The sequence below is a fragment of the Sphingomonas sp. Sph1(2015) genome (assembly GCF_001970915.1).
In the GTDB taxonomy this organism is placed as follows: domain Bacteria; phylum Pseudomonadota; class Alphaproteobacteria; order Sphingomonadales; family Sphingomonadaceae; genus Sphingomonas; species Sphingomonas parapaucimobilis.
The window spans coordinates 20,991-43,755 of the sequence record NZ_MQUI01000026.1 but is presented as its reverse complement, the minus strand read 5'-3'; the positions used below and the strand labels follow the sequence as shown (position 1 = coordinate 43,755).

At 67.5% G+C, this 22,765-nt stretch carries 23 protein-coding genes and 1 pseudogene; 8 read left to right on the top strand and 16 right to left on the bottom strand.

Features of this window, described 5'->3' with window-relative positions:
• Window positions 1-133: 133 nt before the first annotated feature.
• Together BSZ14_RS11840 and BSZ14_RS11835 are read right to left on the bottom strand one after the other, a co-directional pair.
• The gene (locus BSZ14_RS11840; RefSeq protein ID WP_241823734.1) at window positions 134-628 is read right to left on the bottom strand and encodes a CHAP domain-containing protein; all 495 of its coding nucleotides are present in this window, start codon (window positions 626-628) and stop codon (window positions 134-136) included.
• A gap of 224 nt (window positions 629-852) precedes the next feature.
• Complete coding sequence (locus BSZ14_RS11835) at window positions 853-2,715, bottom strand: M1 family metallopeptidase (RefSeq protein WP_076711062.1); 1,863 nt, start codon at window positions 2,713-2,715, stop codon at window positions 853-855.
• Window positions 2,716-2,814: 99 nt separating this feature from the next.
• Between BSZ14_RS11835 and BSZ14_RS11830 the strand changes: the two genes are divergently transcribed.
• Window positions 2,815-3,216 (top strand): HIRAN domain-containing protein, encoded by a 402-nt coding sequence (locus BSZ14_RS11830; protein ID WP_076711061.1) that lies wholly within the window; start codon window positions 2,815-2,817, stop codon window positions 3,214-3,216.
• 91 nt (window positions 3,217-3,307) lie between these two features.
• Here the strand turns inward: BSZ14_RS11830 and BSZ14_RS11825 are convergent, their stop codons facing one another.
• From BSZ14_RS11825 to BSZ14_RS11810, 4 genes are all read right to left on the bottom strand, one after another.
• Complete coding sequence (locus BSZ14_RS11825; RefSeq protein WP_076711060.1) at window positions 3,308-3,544, bottom strand: hypothetical protein; 237 nt, start codon at window positions 3,542-3,544, stop codon at window positions 3,308-3,310.
• Window positions 3,545-3,722: 178 nt separating this feature from the next.
• Window positions 3,723-4,343: a LysE family translocator gene (locus BSZ14_RS11820; protein WP_076711059.1), complete on the bottom strand. Its 621-nt coding sequence runs from the start codon at window positions 4,341-4,343 to the stop codon at window positions 3,723-3,725.
• On the bottom strand, window positions 4,343-4,723 hold the full coding sequence (locus tag BSZ14_RS11815; protein WP_089413639.1) for a hypothetical protein: 381 nt from the start codon (window positions 4,721-4,723) through the stop codon (window positions 4,343-4,345). Before BSZ14_RS11815 ends, BSZ14_RS11820 begins: the two co-directional genes overlap by 1 nt.
• Window positions 4,720-5,394 carry an EI24 domain-containing protein gene (locus BSZ14_RS11810; RefSeq protein WP_076711058.1) on the bottom strand — a complete coding sequence of 225 codons (675 nt, stop codon included), beginning with the start codon at window positions 5,392-5,394 and terminating at the stop codon, window positions 4,720-4,722. Before BSZ14_RS11810 ends, BSZ14_RS11815 begins: the two co-directional genes overlap by 4 nt.
• A gap of 128 nt (window positions 5,395-5,522) precedes the next feature.
• Here BSZ14_RS11810 and BSZ14_RS11805 point away from each other — a divergent pair, with 128 nt between their 5' ends.
• Window positions 5,523-6,515, top strand: coding sequence for an adenosine kinase (locus BSZ14_RS11805; RefSeq protein WP_042486499.1), 993 nt, complete (start codon window positions 5,523-5,525; stop codon window positions 6,513-6,515).
• A 78-nt stretch (window positions 6,516-6,593) separates the two neighbouring features.
• On the opposite strand, the gene BSZ14_RS11800 is transcribed toward BSZ14_RS11805, so the two are convergent.
• The 7 genes and pseudogenes from BSZ14_RS11800 to hisB form a co-directional block, all read right to left on the bottom strand.
• Window positions 6,594-8,132, bottom strand: coding sequence for an amino acid permease (locus BSZ14_RS11800; protein ID WP_076711057.1), 1,539 nt, complete (start codon window positions 8,130-8,132; stop codon window positions 6,594-6,596).
• A gap of 271 nt (window positions 8,133-8,403) precedes the next feature.
• The gene (locus BSZ14_RS11795; RefSeq protein WP_076711056.1) at window positions 8,404-8,781 is read right to left on the bottom strand and encodes a histidine triad nucleotide-binding protein; all 378 of its coding nucleotides are present in this window, start codon (window positions 8,779-8,781) and stop codon (window positions 8,404-8,406) included.
• Window positions 8,782-8,799: 18 nt separating this feature from the next.
• Window positions 8,800-9,114, bottom strand: coding sequence for a phosphoribosyl-ATP diphosphatase (locus tag BSZ14_RS11790; RefSeq protein WP_076711055.1), 315 nt, complete (start codon window positions 9,112-9,114; stop codon window positions 8,800-8,802).
• Window positions 9,115-9,353: 239 nt separating this feature from the next.
• A pseudogene (gene hisF / locus BSZ14_RS11785) lies at window positions 9,354-10,109 on the bottom strand (imidazole glycerol phosphate synthase subunit HisF); the annotation flags it as partial.
• Window positions 10,106-10,840, bottom strand: a complete 735-nt coding sequence (hisA, locus tag BSZ14_RS11780; protein WP_076711054.1) for a 1-(5-phosphoribosyl)-5-[(5-phosphoribosylamino)methylideneamino]imidazole-4-carboxamide isomerase — start codon at window positions 10,838-10,840, stop codon at window positions 10,106-10,108. The pseudogene hisF and the gene hisA, both read right to left, overlap by 4 nt.
• Window positions 10,837-11,442, bottom strand: a complete 606-nt coding sequence (hisH, locus tag BSZ14_RS11775; RefSeq protein ID WP_076711053.1) for an imidazole glycerol phosphate synthase subunit HisH — start codon at window positions 11,440-11,442, stop codon at window positions 10,837-10,839. Before hisH ends, hisA begins: the two co-directional genes overlap by 4 nt.
• On the bottom strand, window positions 11,439-12,026 hold the full coding sequence (gene hisB / locus BSZ14_RS11770; RefSeq protein WP_076711052.1) for an imidazoleglycerol-phosphate dehydratase HisB: 588 nt from the start codon (window positions 12,024-12,026) through the stop codon (window positions 11,439-11,441). The genes hisH and hisB overlap by 4 nt, the downstream gene beginning before the upstream one ends.
• Window positions 12,027-12,097: 71 nt before the next feature.
• Between hisB and BSZ14_RS11765 the strand changes: the two genes are divergently transcribed.
• Window positions 12,098-12,583, top strand: coding sequence for an SspB family protein (locus BSZ14_RS11765; RefSeq protein ID WP_042486441.1), 486 nt, complete (start codon window positions 12,098-12,100; stop codon window positions 12,581-12,583).
• Between the two features lie 140 nt (window positions 12,584-12,723).
• Here the strand turns inward: BSZ14_RS11765 and BSZ14_RS11760 are convergent, their stop codons facing one another.
• Together BSZ14_RS11760 and BSZ14_RS11755 are read right to left on the bottom strand one after the other, a co-directional pair.
• Complete coding sequence (locus BSZ14_RS11760; RefSeq protein WP_076711051.1) at window positions 12,724-14,991, bottom strand: S9 family peptidase; 2,268 nt, start codon at window positions 14,989-14,991, stop codon at window positions 12,724-12,726.
• On the bottom strand, window positions 14,988-18,119 hold the full coding sequence (locus BSZ14_RS11755; RefSeq protein WP_241823733.1) for a glycoside hydrolase family 2 TIM barrel-domain containing protein: 3,132 nt from the start codon (window positions 18,117-18,119) through the stop codon (window positions 14,988-14,990). The genes BSZ14_RS11760 and BSZ14_RS11755 overlap by 4 nt, the downstream gene beginning before the upstream one ends.
• Before the next feature lie 160 nt (window positions 18,120-18,279).
• On the opposite strand from BSZ14_RS11755, the gene BSZ14_RS11750 reads away from it, so the two are divergent.
• The 5 genes from BSZ14_RS11750 (at window position 18,280) to BSZ14_RS11730 (ending at window position 21,443) form a co-directional block, all read left to right on the top strand.
• Window positions 18,280-18,642: a MerC domain-containing protein gene (locus tag BSZ14_RS11750; protein WP_241823732.1), complete on the top strand. Its 363-nt coding sequence runs from the start codon at window positions 18,280-18,282 to the stop codon at window positions 18,640-18,642.
• A 17-nt stretch (window positions 18,643-18,659) separates the two neighbouring features.
• Complete coding sequence (locus tag BSZ14_RS11745; protein WP_076711050.1) at window positions 18,660-19,460, top strand: acid phosphatase; 801 nt, start codon at window positions 18,660-18,662, stop codon at window positions 19,458-19,460.
• Between the two features lie 76 nt (window positions 19,461-19,536).
• Window positions 19,537-20,436: an ROK family protein gene (locus tag BSZ14_RS11740; RefSeq protein WP_083748223.1), complete on the top strand. Its 900-nt coding sequence runs from the start codon at window positions 19,537-19,539 to the stop codon at window positions 20,434-20,436.
• A gap of 219 nt (window positions 20,437-20,655) precedes the next feature.
• The gene (locus BSZ14_RS11735) at window positions 20,656-21,195 is read left to right on the top strand and encodes a glycoside hydrolase family 108 protein (RefSeq protein ID WP_042486478.1); all 540 of its coding nucleotides are present in this window, start codon (window positions 20,656-20,658) and stop codon (window positions 21,193-21,195) included.
• Complete coding sequence (locus BSZ14_RS11730; RefSeq protein ID WP_042486427.1) at window positions 21,192-21,443, top strand: 3TM-type holin; 252 nt, start codon at window positions 21,192-21,194, stop codon at window positions 21,441-21,443. The genes BSZ14_RS11735 and BSZ14_RS11730 overlap by 4 nt, the downstream gene beginning before the upstream one ends.
• Here BSZ14_RS11730 and BSZ14_RS11725 read toward each other — a convergent pair.
• Window positions 21,437-22,669 carry an aspartyl protease family protein gene (locus BSZ14_RS11725; protein WP_241823736.1) on the bottom strand — a complete coding sequence of 411 codons (1,233 nt, stop codon included), beginning with the start codon at window positions 22,667-22,669 and terminating at the stop codon, window positions 21,437-21,439. The genes BSZ14_RS11730 and BSZ14_RS11725 overlap by 7 nt on opposite strands.
• Between the last annotated feature and the right edge of the window lie 96 nt (window positions 22,670-22,765).

Genomic DNA, 22,765 nt, shown 5'->3' with positions numbered 1-22,765 from the left:
GGAGATTTGTCTTGGCGAGGGCGGGGGCAGGGCGTTCCGCCACGCTCCACCACGACCGTTCACATTGAGCGAAGTCGAAGCGCAAGTCCCGCGCGACGGGGCTTTCCCGACCTTGCCGGGAGAAATCCGAAACTTACTGGATCGGTGCGGCGAAGGTCAGGATACCCGAAACCCGGCCGCTGTCGCGCGAGGCGATCTGGGTGGCGGGCAGGTCGGCGACGCCGCTCTTGTGACCCGAATAGATGAAGCCCTTGGTCGGATAGGCCGAGGTGCCCAGGCCGCCATTGGGGCCGTACCAGACCTTGACCATCGACCAGTCGTTGTTCGGGGAGACGTCGACGGCGCGGACATCGCGCTCGATGCCGCCGCGGCGCGACCAGTTGGCATGGGTCAGGAGGACTTCGCGGTCGCTGACGACCTTGCTGACCATCGCGACATGGCCGACGCGCATCCGGCTGGTGGACTCGAAAGCGAGGACCGAACCCTGTTCCGGGGTGTGGCCGCGCTGGTAGCGGCCCTCGGCCTGGCTCCACCAGGTGTTGGCGTTGCCGTGAAGATCGATGCCCGAGATTTCACGGGCATAGGGGGCGCACTGCCAGAACTGCGCGGCAGCGGGGGTGGCCATCATCAGGCCGCACGTTGCCATCAGCGCGAATCGCACTGCGAATGCCTTGAATTTCACTGGACCCCCCGGTCGGAATGTCGGTGTGAGTGTCGATTAACCGGGGCTAAACATATTGGAAAGCGCCGCCGGAACCATATCCGGTGAACGGTGTTCCGGCGGCGATGACCTGAAAAAATGGCGGCGAAACGAAAATTTCGTTCCTCGTTTCGCCGCTCAGGCGGCTCGGCTTATCGTCCGAGCAGGCGATCCACCGTCACCTGCGTTACCGCGTGATAGCCGGAACGCGCCTTGTCATAGATTCGCTTGGCCAGCGCCTGGCCCCATTCGCCTTGTCCCTGAAGCTGCTGGAACAGCGGTGCGACGAACTTGCGGCGGCCTTGCGCGGTCAGGAACTGCTCGGCCGACGCCTCGGCGGGCGGATAGCGGTTGGCGAGCGCCAGACGGAGCCAGGCGAAGCGGATCTCGCTATTGCCCGTCTCGTTCCAGTGGAACCGCCCGTCGAGCGCGGCGAGGCGTTCGGCGGACAGCTGGCGCGGCAGCTGGTCGAGGAAGCGGACATATTCCTGCGTCGTCACCTTGTCGGGCACGGCCGAGACGGGGCCACCGGCGGCGAACGCCTTGGCGGCGGCGTCGATCGCGGGGAAGGCGTCGGAGCGGACATGGACCGCATTGGCGGGAATGCCCGGCTGATAGACCCATTGGTCGACGCCGATCTTCGCATCCTCGCCGGGCTTGAGCAGGTTCTGGCGCAGGTCCGCCAGGAACCCGGCGCTGGTCTGCGGCTGGAAAGCGTGGCGATCGAAATAGCCCCGCAGATACGCGTCCCAGCGCGTCCGGCCGACGACCGATTCGATGGTGCGCAGGAAGGTCGCACCCTTGTCATAGGCGATCTGGGTCATGCCGTCGTCGGGATCGCGCTTGGCGTCGAGGTCGAGGTGCAGCTTGGTGTCGGGCGACTGCGGACCACCGGCTTCCTTCACCGCATTCTGCATGTCGGTCCAGGCCAAGTCGGCCTCCATGGCGGCGCGGCGCTTGCCGTACATCGACTCCATGATCCGGTTCTCGAAATAGCTGGTGAAGCCTTCGTTCAGCCAGAAATCGTCCCAGGTGGCGTTGGTGACGAGATTGCCCGACCAGCTATGCGCCAGCTCGTGCGCGATCAGGCTGACCAGACTCCGGTCGCCCGCCAGCACGGTCGGCGTCGCGAAGGTCAGCATGGGGTTCTCCATGCCGCCGAACGGGAAGCTGGGCGGCAGGACCAGCACGTCGTAGCGCCCCCAGCGATAGGGACCGTATAGCCCCTCGGCAGCGGTGACGAACTTGTCGAGACCGGCAAACTCCCAGGCCGATTTGTCGAGCATCGCAGGCTCGGTCCAGATGCCGGTATGGGCACTGAGCGGCTTGAACTTCAGGTCGCCGATGGCGACCGCGATCAGATAGGGGGCGACCGGCTTGTCCATGCGATAGCTGGCGGTGTGGCGGCCGTCATGGCACGGCGTCTCGCCGGTCCGCTCGCCGCTCATCACGACGGTCAGCGCGCAGGGGGCGTTAACCGTGGCGTCCCAGGTCTGGCGGATGCCGGGCGAATCCTGGGTCGGAATCCAGCTGCGGTTGAGGATCGCCTCACCCTGGCTGAACAGATAGGGCTGCTTCTTGCCCGCCGTCTGTTCGGGCGACAGCCATTGCAGCGCCTTGGCACCGGGCGCGGAGGCATAGGCGATCTTGACGGTGCGATTGCCGTTCAGCGTGATGGTCAGCGGCGCGCCATGCACCTTGTCGGCCGCGCCGACCGTATAGGGCAGGGGGCGGTTCTGCGCGTCGGTCACGGTGACGATGCGCAGGCCGTTGTCATCGACGACCAGCTGCCTGGCGTCCGGTTTGGCATCGACCGACAGGGTCGCGATCCCGCGCATCACATGGGTGTCGAAATCGGCATAGAGGTTCAGCGAGACATGGGTGACCCGCGCCTCCAGCGGCTGCGCATAGCTGTGGACGTCGCGCGCATCGGCGCTGGTCAGGACAGGCGCGACAGCGGGCGCGGGGGCGGAGGATTGGGCGGCGAGCAGCATCGCCAGGGCGGCCAGGGACATGGGCACTCCGAATGGGACAGGATGATTGCACCATAGCCGGATTGCCGATGAATGGGAGGGCTCTGGACGTCGTGAGCCCGCATAGCCAGTTAGGAGGGCATGGACGAATTGACGCTGGCCGTGGTCGGAATAGACTTTCCCAATCAGGACAAGGCCCGGAGCAACCGGCGGTTCGAGCTGCTTGCCTCGGCCATCGGCGATCCGGTGAGCCTGTGCCCCGAGCCGCGCAATCGGCATGATCCCCATGCCATCGCGGTGTTCAGCGCCCGCGATGTCCAGGTCGGCTATCTCTCCGCCGAGCGGGCGCCGCTGATCGGCGCGCGGATGCGGCGCGGGGAGGAGGTGCAGGCGGTATATCAGGGCCTGAAAGGCTCGGTGGCCTATATCCGGGTGCGTTTCGGCGGCGATATGCCGACCGTCCCCCGTGCGGCCGAGCCTTTGCCGGAGAGGGGTGAGGATGACGTCTTCGCCGATCCCGACGGCCCCGAATGGGGGGCGTGACGCGGGCCACAAAAAAGGGAGCCGAAACCGGCTCCCTTTCCGTCCGCCTGAGCGGTGATGGTCCGGGCGGGGTCGCCCCCGCCCGCGACGATCAGTTGCTGTCCGCGTTGTCGTCCTTGACGACCGCGACAACGCCGATGGCGACGACGCCAGCAGCGATGATGGCAGCCAGGATGCCAGCGCCGGCCAGCTTGTTGCCCTTGGCGGTCGGAGCCGAAGCGCGAACCGACTTCGAAACCGACAGGCTGGCAGCCGGGTTGGTCGGCGCAGCGGCGACCGGAGCAGCAACCAGAGCCGTGGCGGCGACAGCAGACAGGAACTTCATCATAATTAATCTCCCATGGCGAACGACCGCCAAGACGCGGTGGTGTTCATCGTCCCGATAGCGCAAAAGCATGGCCGCGTAAATTTGTTCCCGCACTGCATCATTTTTTAGGTGCGGGCGTGGAACAAATGTCGCAGTTGCCGGTAAGGACGCGATCGTTTCTGTGCCCGAATGATCGGGATCAGCGGCGAATGGCGGCCGTTGCCAGTCCGGCGAATATCAATGCTCCGCCGCCTGCCCGCTGTGCCCAGGCTTGCGCTCGGGGCGAGCGCAACAGTCCGCCCGCGCTCGACGCGGCCCAGGCATAGCAGCCGTCGGTCAGCGCCAGCACCAGTACGAACGTCACCACCAAGATCCCGGCCTGGGACCAATAGGGGCGATGGGGATCGATGAACTGCGGCGCGAAGGCGACGAGGAACAGGATCGTCTTGGGATGGAAGGTGCCGACGCCCAGATTGCCCAGAAAGGCGGCGCGCGGCGAAATCAGGCGCGGGCGAATTGCCACCGCATCGGCGTTTCGCGCGCGCCAGAGCCCCATGGCGCCGATGGCGATCAGATAGGCCGCACCTGCCCATTTCAGCAGCCCGAACAGGAAGGACGAGGCCGCCAGCACCGCCCCCATGCCCAGCAGGCTGGCCGTCGAGGCGGCCAGATTGCCGAGCATCAGTCCCGCCACGGAGGCAAAGGCGGTCCGCCGTCCCGATCCGATTGCATAGCCCAGGATCGCCGCGACACCGGGGCCGGGAATCAGCCCGATGACCAGGGTCGCCGCGACAAAGGCGAACCACAGGTCGGGGCGCATCAGCGTCCGCCGTCGCGCCGGGTCAGCGCCGCGACGCAGCTCGCCCGGTCGATCGAACTGCCATCGGGCTCGCGCGCGTCCAGATAGGTGACGCGCGGCTCGGCCCCGTCCTTGGGATAGAGATAGGCGTCGAGGACGCAGAAGCTGCCCTGGAACTGCAGCTTGCGCGCCGTGCCTTCGCGAACATCGGCATCAGGCGTGCCGAACAATTTTGTCAGCCCGGCGGCATCCTGTCCGATGACCCGCTCCAGCCCGACACTGGTATAGGGCACGGGGACCGGGGCCATGCCGCCGCTTCGTACCGGTGCGGCGGTCTGCGGCACCGTACACCCCGCCAGCAATGTCAGGCCCAGCAGCGGCAGTGCGATAAGGCGGGTCACGCCTGTCTCCTGTGAAAGAAATGGGTCGCCATGCTCGCCCCCAGCACGGGTGCCAGCAGATTGAGTCCCGGAACCACGAACAGGGTGGCGACGGCAAGCCCCAGCAGGAAGCGCGCAGGCCCGGTCGCCTTGCGCCAGCGACGCATGGCGGCGCGGTCCATGTGCCGCGCCGCCACCATGTCGCCCAGGTCGCGCGACAGCAGCCAGCCATTGACCAGCAGGAACGCTGCCGCCGTCCCGACGCCGGTCACGAGCAGCACGATGTACACGGGCAGCAGGATCAGGTTCACCGCAATGACGCGCGCGGCGGAGCCCAGCCCCATGGCGGTGCCGCGCGCGAACGAAACCGGCCGGCCGCTGGCCAGCGCGTGCGGATAATGGCGGGCCTCGACCGCCGCGACGATATCGTCGGCGAACACGCCCACCACGGCCACCGCGACCGCGCGAAAGGCCAGCCACAGCGCCAGCAACTCGACGACCAGGGTGAAGGCGGCCGACCATCCGTCCGCCTGGGCGCCCAGCCATCCGGTCAGCGCCGCGCGCATGGCGAACCACAAGGCGACACCGGCCAGCGCGAAGATCGCCAGCGTCACGGCCAGCGAACGGATCAGCACCCGGCGGATCGCCGGATCGCCCAGCTGGGCGAACGACAGGAAAAAGGCGCGGACCATGGTTCTTCGATGGCGCGGGCGGGACGTGCAAGTCAATGGCGTGCGGGGCCGCGCGGCGGCTCCCTTGCACAGGGTTAGACGGCTGACTAGGGCGGCGACATCACAGCTTGTTTCCCGGAGTCCGTACCTTGACCAACCCCACCTACGACGTGGTGGCGATCGGCAATGCCATCGTCGACATTCTCAGCCCGGCCGAAGACGATTTCATCGCCGAGAACGGCATGACCAAGGGCGCGATGCAGCTCGTCTTCTCGACCGAGGAGGCTGATGCGCTCTATGCCAAGATGGGTCCCGGACGCGAGATTTCGGGCGGATCGGCCGCCAACACGCTGGCGGGCATGGCCGCGCTCGGCGGCAGGACCGCGTTCATCGGCCAGGTCGCCGACGATCAGCTGGGCGAGGTGTTCAGCCACGACATCCGTGCGGCGGGCGTCAAGTTCGACACGCCGGTGCGTCCCGGCCAGCCGACCACCGCGCGCTGCATGATCTTCGTCAGCCCCGATGGCCAGCGCACGATGAACACCTTCCTCGGCGCATCACACTATCTGCCCGCTGAAGCGCTCGACAAGGCGCTGATCGCCGATGCGGCCTATCTGTATATCGAGGGCTATCTGTGGGACCCCGAAGAGCCGCGCGCCGCGATGCGTGCCGCCATCGACGTCGCGCGTGAGGCCGGGCGCAAGATCGCCTTCACTGCCTCGGCCGAGTTCGTGATCGACCGCCACCGGGCCGATTTCCACGCGCTGATCGACGGCGGCATGATCGACGTGATCTTCGCCAACGAGACCGAGATCGTCGCGCTGACCGAGACGGCGGATGTCGAGGCGGCGATCGCTTTCCTGAAGGGGAAGGTCGAGACGCTGGTCGTCACGCTCGCCGAAAAGGGCGCGCTGGCGCAGCGCGGGGACGAGCGTGTCACCGTTCCGGCGCATCCGGTCGACAAGGTCGTCGACACGACGGGCGCGGGTGACCTGTTCGCGGCGGGCTTCCTCTACGGCCAGACGAACGGCCATGACCTGAAGGCCTCGCTGACGCTGGGCGCGGCCTGCGCGGCCGAGATCATCAGCCATTTCGGCGCCCGGCCCCAGGTCGACCTGAAGGCCCTGGCCGCCAGCCTGTAAGGCTCGGCGATCAAGGCCAAATAAAAAGGCCCGGAGGAACGATCCTCCGGGCCTTTTTCGTGTCTGCGCGAAAGCCGGTCAGCGATCGAGCGGCTTGGCGATTTCCGGCTGCATCGCGGGATCGTCCACCACGTCCAGCATGCCGCGACCGACATGGCTGCGCTTGCGGCTGTAGAGGAAGTAGATCGCCAGGCCGATCGCGCCCCAGCCCGGCAGGACCAGGATCGCGACCAGCGGCAGCGAGAAATACAGATACGCGCAGCCGAGCATCGCGGCGGGCGCGACGATGAACACGGCGGGCGTGCGGAACGGACGCTTGCGGGTCGGGTCGGTCTTGCGCAGCACCATCACCGACAGCGCCACCATGAAGAACGCGAACAGCGTGCCCGAGTTGGAATAGTCCGCCAGCTTGCCGACCGGCAGGAAGGCCGAGGCCAGGGTGGCCGCAATGCCGGTCACGATCGTCACGACGTGCGGCGTGCGATAGCGCGGATGCACCGAGGCCAGCTTTTCGGGCAACAGGCCGTCACGCGCCATGGTGAAGAACACGCGGGTCTGGCCGAACATCATCATGAGCACGACCGAGGGCAGCGCCAGCGTGGCGGCGAGGCCGATCAGGTTGCCGATCTTTTCCCAGCCGATGGTGCGCAGGACATGCGCCAGCGCTTCGCGCGAGCAGGACAGCGGCTCGGTCGCGCCGCTGGCGACGATCGCCTTGCACTGCGCGGCCAGTTCCGACGTACCGGGCGACAGCACGACACCGGCGGCGTCGCGCACCGGCTGCGCGCCCAGCGGCGAGCCGATCGCGCCCGCCGATACCAGCAGGTAGAAGACGGTGCAGAACAGCAGCGACGCGATCAGGCCGATCGGCACGTTGCGCTGCGGGTTCTTGGTCTCCTCGGCGGCGGTCGACACCGCGTCGAAGCCGACATAGGCGAAGAAGATCGACGCCGCGGCCCCCGCCACGCCGGTGAAGCCGGTCGGCATGAACGGCTCGAAATGCGCGCCGTTGATCACCGGCACCGACAGCGCGATGAACAGGGTCAGCGCGGCGACCTTGATCGTGACCAGGATGGCGTTGAAGCGCGCGCTCTCGGTGGTGCCGATGACCAGCAGCCAGGTGACGAGCAGCGAGATGACGACGGCGGGCAGGTTGATGTAACCGCCCGAGGAGGGGCCGTTGACCCACTCCATCGGTATGTCGATGCCCAGCAGGTTGCGGATCTGCCCCACGACATAACCCGACCAGCCGACCGCGACGGCCGACGCGCCGACCGCATATTCCAGGATCAGCGCCCAGCCGACCATCCAGGCGAGCAGCTCGCCCATGACCGCATAGGTATAGGTATAGGCCGAGCCCGCGACGGGGACCATCGAGGCCAGCTCGGAATAGCAGAGTGCGGCCACCGCGCAGACGAAACCGGCCAGCACGAACGACAGCATCATCCCCGGCCCCGCCTTTTGCGCGGCTTCGGAGGTGAGAACGAAGATACCCGTACCGATGACGGCGCCGATACCCAGCATGGTGAGCTGGAACGCGCCTAGCGATCGTTGCAGCCCCTTCTTCTCGGCGGTCGCCAAAATGGCGTCCAGAGGCTTAACGCGCCCGAAAATCATGAATGTCCAATCCCCCCGAGGGAAGGGCGACCCCGACATGGGACACGCCCGGCGTTTGGTGAATGATCCGGGAAGTTAGCTGCAATTTTATTACGCGCAATCCCTAAGGTGCGCGGGATGCGGTCAGGGGAGGAGAAAGGGGCTTCTTCAAGCCCCTCCCGCAGGCGGGAGGGGTTTGGGGAGGGCAGGGTGTCTCACCGAGAATATCGCCCGTGACGTTTCCCTCCCCCATCCCCTCCCGTCTGCGGGAGGGGCGTGGCAAGCCGTTAGGTCAGCGTGCCAGCATCGGCCCGAGGGGCTTGCCCGCCAGGATATGGACATGGAGATGCGGCACTTCCTGCCCCGCATCTGCGCCGATATTCGCCAGCAGCCGGTATCCGGGCTCGACCGCGCCCGCCTCACGCGCGACATGGCCGACGGCGCGGACGAAACCGGCGATCTCCGCTTCGCTGGCGCGGGCCGAGAAATCGTCCCACGAGACATAGGAGCCGCGTGGGATCACCAGGATATGGGTCGGCGCGTGCGGCGCGATGTCGTGGAAGGCGACCGCCCATTCATCCTCATAGACGCGGCTGGACGGAATTTCGTCGCGCAGGATCCTGGCGAACACATTCTGGTCGTCATAGGGCAGGGTGGCGTCGATCGGCATCGTCAGTCTCCGTCCGGTTCAGCTGGCGCGCGCCGCCTTTTCGTCATGACCCGACACGCCCTCGCGCCGTGCCAGTTCGGCGCGGACGTCGTCCAGCGTGTGGCCGGTATCGGCCAGCAGGACGATCAGGTGGAACATCAGGTCGGCCGCCTCGGACACGATCTTGTCGGGCTGGACCATGGCGGCGATGACGGTCTCGACCGCTTCCTCGCCCAGCTTCTGCGCGATCTTGGGCCGCCCCTTGGCGAACAGGCTGGCGGCATAGGAGGTGGCGGCATCGCCCGCTTCCCGGCGCGCGCGGATCGTGGTTTCGAGGCGGTCGAACATGTCCATGGCCGCGTGGGTGGCGCGACGAAGCCCTTACGTCAATCCTTGCGATTGCGGCGGCGCATCAGGTGACGAAGCAGCCAGACCGCGCCGATCGCAAAGACGAACAGGCCGATGTCCGACCATTCGGGGTGACTGCGCGGCTGGGGCGGACCGCTATGGGCGGTGGCGGCGGTCAGGATGGCGAGCGGCATGGGGGACGTTTTAGCAGCGTGTCGGGCGGTGGTCATCCGGGTGATTTCGTTCGCGCGAACCGGCACCCCCGCCGCCGCGAGCGCGCGGTGCGCATCCGCGATCGACGCATCGCCGAAATGGAAGATCGACGCCGCCAGCACCGCCGAGGCATGGCCGTCGCGCACCCCCGCGACCAGATCGTCCAGCCCGCCGACGCCACCGCTGGCCACCACCGGCACACTGGTCCGGTCGGCGATGGTGCGGATCAGCTCGAGGTCGTAACCGCCCCGCGTGCCGTCCCGATCCATAGAGGTGACGAGCAGCTCGCCGGCACCCAGCTCCGCGAGCCGCAGCGCGTGCTCGACCGCATCGATCCCGGTCGCGCGCCGTCCGCCATGGGTGAAGACTTCCCACCCATCCGCCGTCCGCCGCGCGTCCACGCTGGCGACACAGCATTGGCTGCCGAATCGCTCGGCGATGTCGGAGACGACTTCCGGGCGGCTGACGGCGGCGGAGTTGACCGCCACCTTGTCCGCCCCCGCCAGCAGGAGCGCGCGCGCGTCCTCCGCCGTCCGCACACCGCCACCCACGGTCAGCGGCATGAAGCACACCGCCGCCGTCCGCCGCACCACGTCCAATATGGTGCCGCGCGCCTCATGGCTGGCGGTGATGTCGAGGAAGCACAGCTCGTCCGCGCCCGCCGCGTCATAGGCGCGCGCCTGCTCGACCGGATCGCCCGCGTCGATCAGGTCGACGAAGTTGACGCCCTTGACCACGCGGCCACCCGCGACGTCGAGACAGGGGATGACGCGCGCGCGGACGGTCATGCGGCCGCCGCCACCGACAGCGCCGCCGCCAGATCGAGCCGCCCGTCATACAGCGCGCGGCCGGTGATGACGCCTTCCACGCCGTCCTGATGATGGACCGCCAGCATATGAATGTCGCTGATCCCCGCCACGCCGCCGCTGGCGATCACCGGAATCCGCACCGCACGCGCCAGATCGACCGTCGCGGGCACGTTGCAGCCCTTGAGCATCCCGTCACGACCCACATCGGTGAACAGCAGCGCGGCGACGCCCGCATCCTCGAACCGGCGGGCGAGATCCTCGACCGAGACGGTCGACACATCGGCCCAGCCGCGCGTCGCGACCATGCCGTTCTTGGCATCGACCGCGACGACGATCCCGCCCGGATAGGCCTTGGCCATGTCGCGCACGAAATCGGGATTCTCCAGCGCGGCCGTGCCGATCACCACGCGCGACACGCCCAGGTCGAACCAGCGCTCGACATTTTCGGGATTGCGGATGCCGCCGCCCAGCTGGACATGGCCGGGAAACGCTTTGACGATGGCCTGCACGGCCTCGCCATTGACCGACTCGCCTGCGAACGCACCGTCCAGGTCGACGACGTGCAGATGCTGCGCGCCTGCCTCGGCAAAGAGCATCGCCTGATGGGTAGGATCGTCGCCGTACACGGTCGCACGGTCCATATCGCCTTCGGCGAGGCGCACGACCTGGCCGCCCTTCAGGTCGATGGCGGGGAAGACGATCAAGCTCACGGATGCCACTCCAGGAAACGGGTGAGGAAGGAGAGGCCATAACGCTGGCTCTTCTCGGGATGGAATTGCGCGCCTACCACCGTGTCGCGGCCGATCGCGGCGGTGACCGGACCGTCATGGTCGGTCGTCGCCAGCACATGCGCACCAGTAAAGGCATAGCTGTGCAGGAAATAGGCCTCGCCCGGCACGATCAGCGGATGGTCACCGACGGGCCGGACATCGTTCCAGCCCATATGCGGCACCTTGGCCGAAGGATCGCTGGGCGCGAGGCGCGTCACGCGGCCAGGAATCCAGCCCAGCCCGCGATGCTCGCCCATTTCTTCCCCGGTGTCGGCGAGCAGCTGCATCCCGACGCAAATGCCCAGGAACGGCCGCGCGCGGGTGAGGGCGGCATCACGCAACGCCTCTTCCAGCCCGTCAACGGCACGCAGATTCGCCGCGCACGCCCCGAACGCGCCGACGCCCGGCAGGACGATCCGGTCGGCTTGCGCGATCACATCCGGGTCGGCGGTGATGACGACATCGCTCGCCCCCGCCGCCCGCAGCGCATTCTCGACCGAGTGGAGATTGCCCGATTCGATGTCGATCAGCGCCAGCGTCACAACATGCCCTTGGTCGAGGGAATGGCGTCCGCCTTGCGCGGGTCGATCTCCACCGCCATGCGCAGCGCGCGGGCCAGGCCCTTGAAGATGCTCTCGGCGATGTGATGATTGTTATGGCCGTGCAGCAGTTCGACGTGCAGCGTGATGCCCGCTTCCTGCGCGAAGCTGTGGAACCAGTGTTCGATCATCTCGGTCTGGAGCGTGCCCAGCATCGGATTGGTGAACGGCACCTTCCACACCAGCCAGGGACGGCCCGAAATGTCGAGCGCGGTGCGGGTCAGCACCTCGTCCATCGGCGACAGCGCCTCGCCGTAACGACGGATGCCGCGCTTGTCGCCCAGCGCCTTGGAAAAGGCCTGTCCGATCGCCAGCGCGCTGTCCTCGGTGGTGTGATGGCCGTCGATATGCAGGTCGCCCTCGACCTTCACGGACAGGTCGATCAGCGAATGCCGCGACAGCTGGTCGAGCATATGGTCGAGAAACCCGATGCCGGTGGCGTTCTGATAGACGCCGGTGCCGTCGAGATTGACGGCGACGTCGATGACGGTTTCCGCGGTGGCGCGGTGGACGGTGGCGGTGCGCATGGCCTCCCCATAAACACCTATCCGTCCCATGCAATCTTGACCCGCGATCAAAGGCCGCTAGTCCATGGCGCATGACCGAAGGATTGCCCGACAGCCTCATCCCCTATGACGACATCGTGCAGGAGGCCCTGCGCGCCGTGGTGGGGCGTGTGCTCGGCCCGGTGGCGGAGACGGGGCACCTGCCCGGCACGCACCATTTCTACATCACCTTCAAGACGCAGGCGCCGGGTGTCGACATCCCGCAGCGGCTGGTCGAGCGATTCCCGGACGAGATGACCATCGTCCTGCAGAATCGCTTCTGGGACCTGACGGTGGACGAGAATCGCTTCTCGGTCGGCCTCAGCTTCAACCAGGTGCCGTCGAAGCTGGTGATTCCCTATTCGGCGATCACCCGCTTCCAGGACCCGGAGGTCCAGTTCGAGCTGGGCTTCCATGTCGCCGACGATCCCCAGAGCGATCCCGATCCGCATGGCTCGGCCGAGAATGACGAACCCGTCGCCAAGCCGGTCGAGGACGGCAGCAACGTCGTCGCGGTGGATTTCAAGCGGAAGAAGTAAGGGGCGCTTAATTCCTCCCCTGCAAGGGGAGGTGGCAGGGCGAAGCCCTGACGGAGGGGGGCTTCCACGTAGGGCATTCCTTGCGGCACGCCCCCTCCACCACCGCTTCGCGGCGGTCCCCCTCCCCGTGCCGGGGAGGATCATTCCTCCCCGCGCAGGGCCTTCAGGAAGAAGGCATATTGCCGGCGCATGGCATAGGCGACCGGCCCGGTGCTGCGCCCCGCCGTATGCTCGCCGCCGGGGATGACCAGCAGGTCGAAGTCCTTGTCCGCCTTGATGAGCGCATCGACGACCTGGGTCGTGCTGGCGGGATCGACGTTGGAATCCTGTTCGCCGACGACCAGCATCAGCTTGCCCCGTAGCTGATTCGCATGGACCACGCCGGAGGCGTCGAGATAGCTCCGGTCGACCGGATAGCCGAGCCACTGTTCGTTCCAGTCGATCTTGTCCATCCGGTTGTCGAAACACCCGGCATAGGCGACCCCGGCCTTATAGAATTCGGGGTGGAAGAGCAGCGCATTGAGCGTGCTCTGCCCGCCCGCCGATCCGCCATAGATGCCGACGCGGGAGAGATCGACGCCGGGGTCCTTGGCCGCCAGCGCCTTCATCCAGGCGATTCGGTCGGGAAAGCCGCTGTCCGCCAGATTTTTCCAGGCGACATCGTGGAACGCCTTGGAGCGGTTGGCCGTGCCCATTCCATCGATCATCACGACGACGAAACCGAGATCGGCGAGCTGCTGCATCCCCATGACCTTGTCGCCGCCGGAGAATCCGCCGAACGGCCAGAAGGCCTTGGGCACGAAACTGTCATGCGGCCCGGCATAGATATTCTCGATGACCGGATAGCGCTTGGCGGGATCGTAATCGCGCGGACGGACGACCAGGCCGTAGATATCGGTCTTGCCGTCGCGGCCCTTGGCGGTGAAGCGTTCGGGCGAGCGGAATCCGGCGGCGGTCAGCGCGGCGATGTCGCCCTTTTCCAGCGTCTGGATCAGGCGACCGTCGCGCGCATCGTGCAACTCCATCGTCTCGGGCAGGTCGGTACGCGAATAGACGTCTACATAGGTCGTCATGTCGGGGGCGAAGCGGACCTCGTGAGTCGCATTCTCCTGCGTCAGCCGGGTCAGGTTGCGGCCGTCGAAGTCGACCCGGAACCATTGCTTGTAATAGGGATCTTCGCCCGGCACGAAGCCGTTGGCCGAGAACCAGATCTGCCGCTTCTCGTCATCGACCTTGGCAATGTCGCGGACCAGCCAATTGCCCTTGGTGATCTGGCGAACCACCCGGCCGGTCGCGCCGTCGATCAGATAGAGATGCCGCCAGCCGTCGCGCTCCGACGCCCAGAGGATTTCGCGGCCCAGCCCCTTCACGTCATGCGACCAGATACGGTCGCGAAAGACGAAGGTCTTGGCCGTCTCGGTGACGGCGGCGTGCGCCCGGCCGGTATCGGCATCGACCGCGATGATCTTCGCCTCGCCGAAGCCGCGCTTCAGGTCGTCGAAGGCGAAGCTCTTGCCGTCGGCGCGCCATTCGGGCGCGGACAGGGTATAGGCATTCGCGAACAGGCTGGGGTCGATCTCCGTGCGCTTACCATCCGAAACGCGGAACAGCACGGGCGCTTCCTGGTCCACCGCATCGCCGGGCTTGGGATAGAGTTGCTGGACGACTTGCGGTTGGACCTTGCCCGGCGGTGCGGCGAGGACGCGGGTGACCATGCGGGCATAGCCGGGGCGGACGCGCTGGAGCGCGATATGCTGGCCGTCGGGGCTCCAGGCGATGGTTTCGGGATCGTAGAAATTGGCGGGGCTGCCGTCTTGGGCACGCCAGACTTCCTTGCCGCCATTCGCTGCCCGCACGACCAGATTGTCGTCGAGGACCAGCGCCTCCAGCCTGCCGTCGGGTGACGGGCGGGGGTGGTTGTCGGCAGGAACCCGCAGGTCGCGCACCACCCCGAAGCCGCGCGGGCGGCCGGGGTTCTCAGGCGGGACGATGCGGCACGCCGGTCGCGCGAGGACGCAGGCATAGGTGACGCCGTCCTCGTAACCGATGGTGAAGCGGATCGCCGAACGGTCGGGCGTGTAGCTGAAATGCTCGAAGGGCAGGCGGAGCGGCTCGATCGGCTTGCCCATGACCTTCGTCAGCGCCGGTGCGAGCGCGGCGGCGTCGAAGGCGGGGGCCTTGGCACGGGTAGCGGCGTCCACATCGACAAATGCGAAGCCGCCCGCCACCGTTTTGCGATAATGGAAATGCCGCCCGTCCGCGTCCCACTCGGCGGGCGAGGCGATGTCGCGGGTCAGCCATTGCCACTGGTCCCGAAGCGCCAGCGACTTGGCGATCCGGTCGGGCACGGTCTGCGCCGCGAGCGGCGTGGTGGTCAGCAGCAGGGCAAGCGAGACAAGACGCTTCAACGGGCGGCTCCGATAGTGAAGCTATAGGTCAGCGGCTGGAGCGCGATGCGATAGGGCATATGCGCGCGGCCATCGAGGTTCCAGCCGGTATCGCCGCCGACCCCGACCTGGGCGGCATCGATCAGCAGCGTACCGTCGCCATGCGGGCGGATATCCGAGCTGTGCGCCTGAGCGGGCGGCTTCATCGCGAGGTCGCTGTACGGGAAGGGCAGGGCATTGACCGACAGCGGCTGCGCGCCCGTGACGCGAAGGCCCGTGCCGGTGCCGGTCAGCTGGATCCAGCGCACATCGGTCTTGTTGCCGCTCTCCTGCGGGCGGGCATAGTCGTGATACTGATCCGCCAGCTTGCCGTCCCAGTGTGCGATCATCGCGCCCGTCTTGCGGTCGGCATAGCTTTCCCACGGGCCGCGCCCGAACCAGCTGACCTGCGTGAATTGCTGCCCCGGCGTGGCGAAGGCGAGACCGACGCGCAACGGATCGGGCAGCGTCATGCGCAGCGGCGTGAAGCGCACCGTCGCGGTCGCCGCGCCGTCGGGCGCCATGGTCCAGCGGGTCTGCATCTTCACCGATCCGACGCCCATGTCGTGATCGACGATGATGGCATTGCCCTCCTGCCGGATGGCGTCGAGGCGGCGATGGTCGGAGAAATATTGCCACATGGCATGGCTCTTGGGCACGCCCGCGCCCACGTCATTGTCGGTCGGGGCGCGATAGAAATTGGGCGCGCCGCCGGTCAGCAGCGTCCTGCTATCCCGCGCATAGCGGCGGACGAGGCCGGTCGTCCGGTCGATCTCCAGCACCGCATTGCCCGCTTTCAGCGTCAGCGCATCGGCGCTTTCCTCCGGCGCGACCGATCCGGCGGGGACGGCGGCGAAGGTCGGAGCGGACAGCGCGAACTGCTCCCAGCCGATGACCTGGCCCGCGGGCAGCGGCGGGATCGCGCCCGCCCTGGTCCGCGCGCGCAGGATCAGCGAGCGCTCGGCACTGGCGTCCTTGGCGGGCGGCAGGGTGAAGGACAGCGGCGCGGTCTGCCCCGGTGCGACCGAGGGCGTCGCGATGCTCCCCTTCGCCGTCTCGACGCCATTCTCCAGCACGGTCCAGTCCAGCGTGAAGCGCGACAGGTCGATATGGTCGTGGCGATTGACCACCTGCCAGCCGCCGCCCGCATGGTTGAAGGTGATCGGCGACTGGACATGCGCCATCTCATAAAATTCGGGATCGGGGGTGCGGTCGGACTGGATCACCCCGTCGCCGACCGGGCTGTCGTCGCCGTGCAGCCCGGCGTCCTTGGGATCGGGATCATAGTCCAGGCCCTGGCCCCAATATTGGCGACCCGCCTTGTCCTTCAGGATCATCGTCTGGTCAACCCAGTCCCAGACGAAGCCGCCCTGCAATTTCGGGTACTTGCGGAAGGTGTCCCAATAGCCCTGGAAGTCGCCCAGGCTGTTGCCCATCGAATGGGCATATTCGCACAGGATCAGCGGCTGGGTGAATTCGGGCCGCTGGGCATAGTCGGCCAGCTTTTCGACATCGTCATACATGGGCGCGAAGATATCGACGTAGGAGTTGGTCGGATGCCGCCACCCGCTCATGCTGTAGCCCAGGAAGTTGATGAGCCGCGTCTTGTCATGGTCACGGACCCATTTGGCAGCCGCCTCGAAATTGGGGCCGACGCCGCTTTCATTGCCCAGCGACCAGAAGATGACCGAGGGGTGGTTGCGGTCGCGCTCGACCATGCGCTGCACCCGGTCGAGATGCGCGGCGGCCCATTCGGGCTTGTGGCCCAGATTCAGCGTGGGATCGCCCTTTTCCTGGGTGAGGCTGAGATAGCCGTGGCTCTCGATATTGGCCTCGTCCATCACGTACAGGCCATATTCGTCGGCCAGGTCGTACCAGCGCGGATCGTTGGGATAGTGCGAGGTGCGCACCGCGTTGATATTGGCGGCCTTCATCAGCTCGATGTCCTTGCGCATCGTCGCCTCGGACACGATGCGGAAGGTATGCGGGTCATGCTCGTGCCGGTTGACGCCGCGGATCATGATCCGCTTGCCGTTCACCCGCACCTCGCCCCCGGCGATCTCGACGGTGCGGAAGCCGATGCGGCGGCTGGTCGCCTCAATCAGCTTGCCCTTGGCATCGAGCAGTTCGACCAGCAGCGTGTAGAGGTTGGGGTCCTCGGCGCTCCACCTCTTCACGGCCGGAACCTCGGCGGTGATCGTCGCGACGGTGCCGGTCGGCGTCGCGGTGCGGGTCAGGACGGTGCGCTTGCCGTCGAGCAGGGTCGCGCGCACGGCCGTCGCCTGCGCCGCCCCCGCCAGATCGACCTGCGCCGACAGCGTGCCGTCGCGATAGTCACGGGTCAGCCCGGCATCGATGGTCAGGTCGCGGATATGCGTCTGCGGCGCGGCGTAGAGGCTGATCGACCGTTCGATCCCGTTGACCCGCCAGAAATCCTGATCCTCCAGATAGCTGCCGTCGGCATGGCGATAGAGTTCGATCGCGATGGTGTTCTTGCCCGGCTTGGCGGCGCGGCTGATGTCGAACTCGGTGGGGAGCTTGGAGTCCTCGGAATAGCCGATCTTCTGGCCGTTGACCCACAGATAATAGGCCGCGCCCGCCGCCCCGACGTTCAGCAGCAGCCGGCGCCCGGCGAAATGCGCAGGCACCGTGAAGTCGCGGCGATAGGAGGCGACCTCGTTCAGCCGATGCTCGATGAACGGCTCGTTGCGGGGAAAGGGATAGCCGCTGCCGACAAAGACCGGGCGGCTCAATCCCTGCGCCTGGAGGATGCCGGGCACCGCCACTTCGCGCCAGCTCGACACGTCGCGCGCCGGGTCCTCGAAGCCGACCGGCCGCGCCTCGGGATTGGGGGACATGTGGACCCGCCACATCCCGTCGAGCGACAGGTGGTAGCGCGACTTCGCCACGTCATCGGCCAGCGCGGCGGCGCGCGACTCGAACCCGGCGAAGGTCGTGTGCATCGGCTCATTGCCGATATGGTTGACGGCGGGGTTCTCCCAGTCGGGCCGGGCGGCGGCGGGTTGGTCAGGGGCCGTCTGGGCGGCGGCGGTGCCAGCCATCAGGACGGACATGCTCGCGCTCAGCCAAAGCCTGGTGCCTGTCTTCATCCTGTCCTCCCGATCCATATGGCGGCCAACGCTATATTATACGGAATACGAATGCAAAGTCCGGCAATCGCGTCTTGCCAATTATGATATAATGTATCAATGGGCGCTTATGGTCGACGACGCTTCCCTGTCCCGCAGCCATCATGGCGGATTTAGGCATATGGATGCGCTGGCCATCTCGGCCTCGACGCTATGCCTGATCCATTGCCTGGTCCTGCCGGTGCTGATCGCCTTTCTGCCCGCCATCGCCGAATGGGCCGATCTGGGGGAGGCATTCCATATCGTCATGCTGGCGCTGGCCGTGCCGCTCAGCGGGCTGACGCTGTTCGGCGGATGGCGGCGGCACCGGGTCGTCTTCCCGGTGATCGCGGGGGCGGTCGGCCTGATCCTGCTGATGCTCGGGCTCGTGTTCGAGGGGCAGGGGGCGGGAACCGCGCTGACTGTCGCGGGCGGGCTGGTGCTGGCCGTCGCGCATGTCGCCAATCTGCGCGCCACCAATCTGCATCGACTGATGACCCTGTAAAAAAGGACGTGTTGCCCATGTCGAAAGCCGTTGCCCGCGCCGTTGCGGCTGCGCTGATCGGAGTCGCCTGTACCGCCGTCATGGCCCAGCCGCGGGAAGGCGACGAGCCGTCCCATTATCTGCCCGCCACCGGCTTCGATTTGCTTGCCGTCCTGCCGCCCGCGCCCAGGCCGGACGATGCGCGCGGGAAGGCCGACCGGGCGATCTTTCGCCAGACCCGCCGGTTCGTCGGCTCGCCCCGCTGGACGATGGCGACCAATGACGTAAAGCTGGGCGAGGCCGATATGGCGCGCGATTTCTCCTGCGCGCTGGGGATCGCGCTGACCCCGCAGAACGCGCCCGCGACGATGCGGCTGATCGACGGCGCAGGGTCGGACACCGCACGCGGGTCGGGCATCGCCAAGAACCACTATAAGCGGCAGCGCCCCTATCTGATCGATCGCGGCCCGACCTGCCAACCGGCCAGCGAGTTGAAGGGCAGCTACGACTATCCCTCGGGCCACACCACGGCGGGCTGGACCTGGGCGATGCTGCTGGCCGAGATCGCGCCCGACCGCGCCGAGTCGATCCTGGCGCGGGGGCGGGCCTTTGGCGAAAGCCGGATCGTCTGCGGAGTCCACAATGCCAGCGCGGTCGAGGCGGGGCGGCTGTCGGCGACGGTGACGCTGACCGCCGTATCGCAGAACCCGGCCTTCCAGCACGACCTCGCCGCCGCACGGGCCGAAGTGGATGCGCTGCGCCGCAACCCGGCCACGCCGCGCCCCGATCCCGCCCTTTGCCAGCGTGAAGCCGCATTGGTCGCCCAGCCGATTTTCTGACCCCGCCCCTTGACCGCGACGCGCCGTTTCGCGCAGGCGCGCTGCGTTCAAGCAAAGCGACTGGCGGGAGAATGGAATGACCGAGGCACAGGACCGGATCGTCGCAGGGGTCGAACTGGGCGGTACGAAATCGATTGTGCTGATCGGGCGCGGGCGCGACATCCTGGTGTCGGAACGCCTGCCGACGACCACCCCCGCCGTCACCCTGGCCGCGCTGCGCCAGCGCCTGGCCGAATGGCACGAGCAGTATAAGCCCGAGGCGCTGGGCATCGGCAGCTTCGGCCCGATCGCGCTCGACAAGAGCGATGCGGATTATGGCCATATGCTCGCCACCCCGAAGCCCGGCTGGGCGGGCGCGGACGTGGCGGGTGCGCTGGCCGAGGGCTTTGGCGAGCGGGTCGCAATCCATACCGACGTGACCGGCGCGGCGCTGGCCGAGGGGCAGTGGGGCGCGGCGCGCGGCCTGTCCGACCATGTCTATGTCACGGTCGGGACCGGGGTCGGCATGGGCATCATCGTCAACGGCCAGCCGGTGTCGGGCCGGATGCACCCCGAGGCGGGCCATGTCCGCGTCCGCCGGATGGCGGGCGACGACTTTGCGGGGGCGTGTCCCTTCCATGGCGATTGCCTGGAGGGACTGGTCGCAGGCCCCGGCATCGCGGCGCGCGTCGGTCGTCCGGCACAGGAACTGGCGGCGGACGATCCCGCCTGGACCTTCGTCGCGGATGCGCTGGCGGAGAGCTTTGCCGGGCTGTTCCTGACGCTGGCGTGCGGGCGCATCGTGATCGGCGGCGGCGTCGGCGTGGGCCAGCCGCAGCTGCTCGACATGGTGCGTGCGGGTGTGGTCGAGAAGCTGTCGGGCTATCTGCCCTTCATCAATACGGCCGAGGTCGCCAACCGCATCGTCCATGCGCAATTGGGCGACCAGGCCGGGCCGCTGGGTACGCTGGCGCTGGCACGCACGGTGCTGGATTGACCTGAAATCCTCCCCGGAACGGGGAGGGGGACCATGCGCAGCATGGTGGAGGGGGGCGTGCCACGAGGTACGACCTGCGTGGAAGCCCCCCTCCGTCAGGGCTTCGCCCTGCCACCTCCCCGTGCCGGGGAGGATGAGATTCCGCTGTCCTACAGTGAACCGATATGGTTCCTCCTTTCCCTTCAACGGGGGGAAGTCATCATGGGGCAGGGGGACGAAGTGCGTGTCGACGCACTGATCGCGCAGGTCATCGCGCGCGAGGGGGATTATAGCGACCATCCCGCCGATCGCGGCGGCGCGACTCGGTTCGGCATTACCGAGGCGGTGGCGCGCGCCGACGGCTATACCGGGCCGATGCGCCGCCTGCCGCTGGCACGGGCGGAGGCCATTTACCGCCGCCTCTACTGGACCGCCCCCGGCTTCGACCGGGTGGCCGCCCATGCGCCCCGGCTGGCGGAGGAGCTGTTCGACACCGGCGTCAATATGGGGCCGAACATCGCCACCGCCTTCCTGCAACGCGCGCTGAATGCGCTGAACCGCGGTGCGCGCGACTATCCCGATCTGGCGGCAGACGGGCGGATCGGAGCGGCGACGCTGGCCGCGCTCGACGCCTTCCTGCGCCATCGGGGCGCGGCGGGCGAGGTCGTGCTGCTCAAGGCGGTCGAGGCGCTGCAGGGCGAACGTTATCTGACGCTGGCCGAGCGGCGGCCCGCCAATGAGGCGTTCCTCTATGGCTGGCTGGCGGACCGGCTGTCATGAGCGGGGAAGATGCGACCGATGCCTGGACCCGCCGGGCGCGGCCGACCTTTCTCTACGTCATGTATGCGCTGCTGCTCTGGAGCATCCCGATGGGACTGCTGGCGGGGGTGCGACCCGGCATGGCGGCGGCGATGGTGCGCGGGATGGCGCAATATCTCGCCGCCATTCCCGAGCCGCTCTACGCGCTCTTCGGCACCGGCTATCTGGGCTATACCGTCGCGCGCGAATGGGGGAAGTCGCGTCAGTAGAAGCGCTTGAGCGTCAGCGTCCGGTCCTGCCCGTCGCAGGTGCGCAAGGCGACCACCGTGCCCGGCTTGCCCACCGTCCAGCGGGCGATCGGGCTGTCGACATAGTCGCGCGGGATGGGCTGTCCGTCGATGGCGCAGATCGTGTCGCCCTCGCGCCAGCCGCTCGCCGCCGCCGGGCCGCCGCGCATGACGTGCAGCACGCGCAGGCGGTCGCCCGCGACGCCCATCAACAACCCGGCGGTCGATCGCTGGGCGGGGATGTCGGCCTGGGGGCCGGGCTTCAGGATCATCCGCCCCGCGCCGGGGTCGAGCAGCACGCGATAGCGTTGCAGAAAGCCCGATCCGATCCGCCCGGCCGCGCCGACCGACTCGCTGAAGCCCTGGGGCGGCTCGATCCGCACCTCCACCTCATGCGCGGTCAGTGTGCCCAGCCGGACGCTGGGCACGATCGCAAGGTCGTTGACCGTCGGCCCCGCCAGTCCGAAGCCGATCGCGGTGGTGGTCGGCAACGCGGTCAGCTTCGCCGCCCGCCAGCCCGCCTGGGTGACGGTCAACGCCGAGCCGTCGCCGGTATCGACGATGACCGGAGACAACTTCGCCGTGCCCAGCCCGACCATGCTTTCATAGACGCGCCGCTCGGTCGACACGGTCAGCGGCGCGGTCGCGCCGGTAAAGGGCATGCGCCCCGATGGGATCAGGCGGAACCGCTTGGCGGCATAATCGATGTCCAGCGCATGGGCTGCGAGCAGGTCGCGCCCGACCAGCAGGTCGACGGGCGTCGCATCCCCGGTGGCCAGCGCGGGCAGCGGCGCGACCACCACCCCGCCGCCCTTGCGGGTCAGCCCGCCCAGCGACAGGCTGCGCGTCGGCATCCACCCGATCGCCACCGCCCCGCCGATCGCGCTGGCCTGCCCGCCGGGCCGTACCTTGGCCCTGGCGGCGACGGGCGAGCCTTGCGAAAGCAGCGTGAAGCTGACCCCGGTGTCGAGGATGGCGCTCACCGGCTGCCCGTCGATGGTCATGGCGAAGCGGATCTGGTTGCCCGGCGTCAGCTGGAATGGAATCCAGCGCTCCTCGGCATCGGATGAGAGGGTCGAAACCCCCGGATCGCGCGCGGCGGCGGCGACGACATCCTCCTGCGCCGGTGCCGCCTTGGGCTCGCGGGGAGCCATCATGGCGGCGGTCAGCAACAGGGGAATGGGGGCGAAATAGAGCAGCGAACGCATCACGCCCCAACGCCTAACCGAACCGGAGGCTGCGCGCGAGGTGGTGACGGTAATCTCTCACGGATCGCCCGTACGCTACTGTCCATCTGATTAGCC

Coding starts and splice junctions, on each gene's coding strand:
- BSZ14_RS11840 (WP_241823734.1), bottom strand. CDS start 628: ATGATGGCCACCCCCGCTGCCGCGCAGTTCTGGCAGTGCGCCCCCTAT.
- BSZ14_RS11835 (WP_076711062.1), bottom strand. CDS start 2,715: ATGTCCCTGGCCGCCCTGGCGATGCTGCTCGCCGCCCAATCCTCCGCC.
- BSZ14_RS11830 (WP_076711061.1), top strand. CDS start 2,815: ATGGACGAATTGACGCTGGCCGTGGTCGGAATAGACTTTCCCAATCAG.
- BSZ14_RS11825 (WP_076711060.1), bottom strand. CDS start 3,544: ATGATGAAGTTCCTGTCTGCTGTCGCCGCCACGGCTCTGGTTGCTGCT.
- BSZ14_RS11820 (WP_076711059.1), bottom strand. CDS start 4,343: ATGCGCCCCGACCTGTGGTTCGCCTTTGTCGCGGCGACCCTGGTCATC.
- BSZ14_RS11810 (WP_076711058.1), bottom strand. CDS start 5,394: ATGGTCCGCGCCTTTTTCCTGTCGTTCGCCCAGCTGGGCGATCCGGCG.
- BSZ14_RS11800 (WP_076711057.1), bottom strand. CDS start 8,132: ATGATTTTCGGGCGCGTTAAGCCTCTGGACGCCATTTTGGCGACCGCC.
- BSZ14_RS11795 (WP_076711056.1), bottom strand. CDS start 8,781: ATGCCGATCGACGCCACCCTGCCCTATGACGACCAGAATGTGTTCGCC.
- BSZ14_RS11790 (WP_076711055.1), bottom strand. CDS start 9,114: ATGGACATGTTCGACCGCCTCGAAACCACGATCCGCGCGCGCCGGGAA.
- hisB (WP_076711052.1), bottom strand. CDS start 12,026: ATGCGCACCGCCACCGTCCACCGCGCCACCGCGGAAACCGTCATCGAC.
- BSZ14_RS11765 (WP_042486441.1), top strand. CDS start 12,098: ATGACCGAAGGATTGCCCGACAGCCTCATCCCCTATGACGACATCGTG.
- BSZ14_RS11755 (WP_241823733.1), bottom strand. CDS start 18,119: ATGAAGACAGGCACCAGGCTTTGGCTGAGCGCGAGCATGTCCGTCCTG.
- BSZ14_RS11750 (WP_241823732.1), top strand. CDS start 18,280: ATGGATGCGCTGGCCATCTCGGCCTCGACGCTATGCCTGATCCATTGC.
- BSZ14_RS11745 (WP_076711050.1), top strand. CDS start 18,660: ATGTCGAAAGCCGTTGCCCGCGCCGTTGCGGCTGCGCTGATCGGAGTC.
- BSZ14_RS11740 (WP_083748223.1), top strand. CDS start 19,537: ATGACCGAGGCACAGGACCGGATCGTCGCAGGGGTCGAACTGGGCGGT.
- BSZ14_RS11730 (WP_042486427.1), top strand. CDS start 21,192: ATGAGCGGGGAAGATGCGACCGATGCCTGGACCCGCCGGGCGCGGCCG.
- BSZ14_RS11725 (WP_241823736.1), bottom strand. CDS start 22,669: ATGCGTTCGCTGCTCTATTTCGCCCCCATTCCCCTGTTGCTGACCGCC.